Genomic DNA, 2,200 nt, shown 5'->3' with positions numbered 1-2,200 from the left:
GGGCTCTGGCACTGATCTTGTGGTCGCTAACCGTGTGTGCCTCACCCGTGTCGTCTGTCACCAGAACACAGCCAGCACTTCGCGGTTGAGCTGCACCAAGCGAAGATCGCTCCATGGACCACGCCATCGACCTCGACCAAGCTGCCGCCGAGATCACCGCACGCTTTCCCGCCTGGACTGCGTCCGGACTCAGCCCCAGACCGATCACCTGGCGGGACGAGACCCTTCTCTGGCCTCAGCGGCTGGAGACCGACCGGGCCCTCGTCGCTGACCCGGATTCGATCGGCGTACGCATCCTGGGCACCGACGGTTGGACTGAGGTGCACCTCGTCCTGTTCCGAGGCGGCTGGGCAGACCTCGACGCACTGACTGACAACGAGGTCACCACCGAATGCCCGCAGATCACCACCCCGGAGGAGTTCGGCAACCTCCTCGACTCCTCCGTCACACGCTTCCTTGGCACCGGTCGGCGTCCGGCCATATGACGAAGTCGTGTCCGGCACGATGGCCTCGCGACGCTCCGTGGATCAGAGGGTGTGGAGGACCCGGATGCGGAGGAGGTCGAAGTTCGCTCGGCCGAACATCTGGCGCTTCAGCATCTTGATCTTGTTGACGGTTCCTTCCACGGCGCCGGAGCTGTGGGGCAGGGTGAGCCCGGCGGAGACCGCTGCGTGATCGTGGCGGAGGCCGCGGGCGAAGGAACACAGGTGGGGCAGCTGCTCGACCGTGGCCGCGGCAATCCAGTCGTCGAGTCGGTGTCCTTCGCGCTTGGTCATCATCTGCGCGAAGTCCCGGACGTGCCCGATGAGGGAGCGGAGCTCGGCACACTCCTCAAGAGCTGCCTTGAGGCGGACGGCATCGTCAGGGTCCAGGTTGTCGGGGTGGGACATGATCCAGGTCGTCAGATGTCGGGGCTTCGGTGGCGGGGCGGGGGCCGGATCGGCAGTGGCGTGACCGCGGAAGGTGCTCAGGTATCGCTGCACCGTCCGCGCGGCGCCGTTCCAGCCGTCGGCCTGGATCTCTTCGTGGAGCCGGGCGCCGTCCCGGCATCCCTCGTTCCATCGACGGGTCAGGTAGGGCTTGTACTCGTCCAGCTTGCTGGGGCGGTGGACAGCTCCGGCCAGAAGCTCGTCGGCGGTCGCCGCGCGGGCGAACCGGCGGACAGTGCGAAAGGCCAGGCCGAGACGACGGGAGATGGCGTTGAGTGACGCGCCCTCGGCCAGGAGCCGGTGGACCGCCGAATGGCGCTCGACGGTTCGTGTGACAAGACGTCGCTCCCGGCCGTTGACGTCGTGGAACCCGGGTTGTGGGGCTCCCGACGGGGGCTCCTCTTCGGCGTCGTGATCCGAGTGCGGGACCGAGCGCAAGCAGGCCTGGTGGGCGCGGACCGTCTTATCGACTACCTCGCCGAGGTTGTGCCACAAATGGAATCGGTCGGCGACCTGCAACGCGTCGGGAGCTCCGGTGCGGGCTCCGTCGGCATGGGAACCCGCGCGATCCCGGCAGATGACCCGCGCTCCGGGATGCTCGCGCAGCCACGCGGCGAAGGTTCCAGCCGTCCGCCCCGGCAGAAGATCGACCGGTCGATGGGTGTCCATGTCGAGCAGGACCGTTCCATAGACGTGTCCGCGTCTCAACGCGAAATCGTCGACGCCGAGCACGGACGGTGCGGTAGTCAACTCGGGATCGGGTAAGCGCCGCAGCAGGCGGAGCAAGGTCATGCGGTTGACGGGCATACCCAGCATCCGAGCCAGCCGGGCCCCCGCCCGGCCGGCAAGTGCCCGAGCGATCGCCCTCATAGCCTCCAGCCGTAACGGGCTGAAACGCGCATGCGGGGAGGTGAGTCCTGGTATCTGTTCGGCGAACGTGACCGTGGTGCACTCGGGCTTCCGGCATAAGAACCGGCGGATCCGCAGTCGGATAACGACTGCTGAGCCGCCCATCGCGCTGTCGCCCAAGCTTCGCTCATAGCGGCCATGCACACGCGAGGAGGCCGTGCCACACGCCGGGCACAGCCCCTCGGAGGCCCGCGCCCTCGCCACGATACGGATCACGCCCGGCGCCCGCTCGACCTCATCCACCGAGACAAGGCCAGCCAGATGAGGCAACAACACTTCAAGACCCCGAAGATCGCACGCCTCACAGGATGACGGAATCCGATGACGTTGCGTCACGAGACCACAAGATCAGTGCCAGAGCC

General features: G+C 67.1%; 2 protein-coding genes. One reads left to right on the top strand and one right to left on the bottom strand.

Annotated elements, in window-relative coordinates:
* Positions 1-113 precede the first annotated feature (113 nt).
* The gene (locus ACIPK4_RS40090) at positions 114-485 is read left to right on the top strand and encodes a hypothetical protein (RefSeq protein WP_402322910.1); all 372 of its coding nucleotides are present in this window, start codon (positions 114-116) and stop codon (positions 483-485) included.
* 42 nt (positions 486-527) lie between these two features.
* Here the strand turns inward: ACIPK4_RS40090 and ACIPK4_RS40085 are convergent, their stop codons facing one another.
* Positions 528-2,042, bottom strand: a complete 1,515-nt coding sequence (locus tag ACIPK4_RS40085) for an ISL3 family transposase (protein WP_402322913.1) — start codon at positions 2,040-2,042, stop codon at positions 528-530.
* Between the last annotated feature and the right edge of the window lie 158 nt (positions 2,043-2,200).

It is taken from the genome of Streptomyces sp. NPDC086989, assembly GCF_044745505.1.
Classification (GTDB): domain Bacteria; phylum Actinomycetota; class Actinomycetes; order Streptomycetales; family Streptomycetaceae; genus Streptomyces.
Note: the sequence above shows the minus strand (reverse complement) of the source record. Positions and strands in the feature narration are given on the sequence as shown.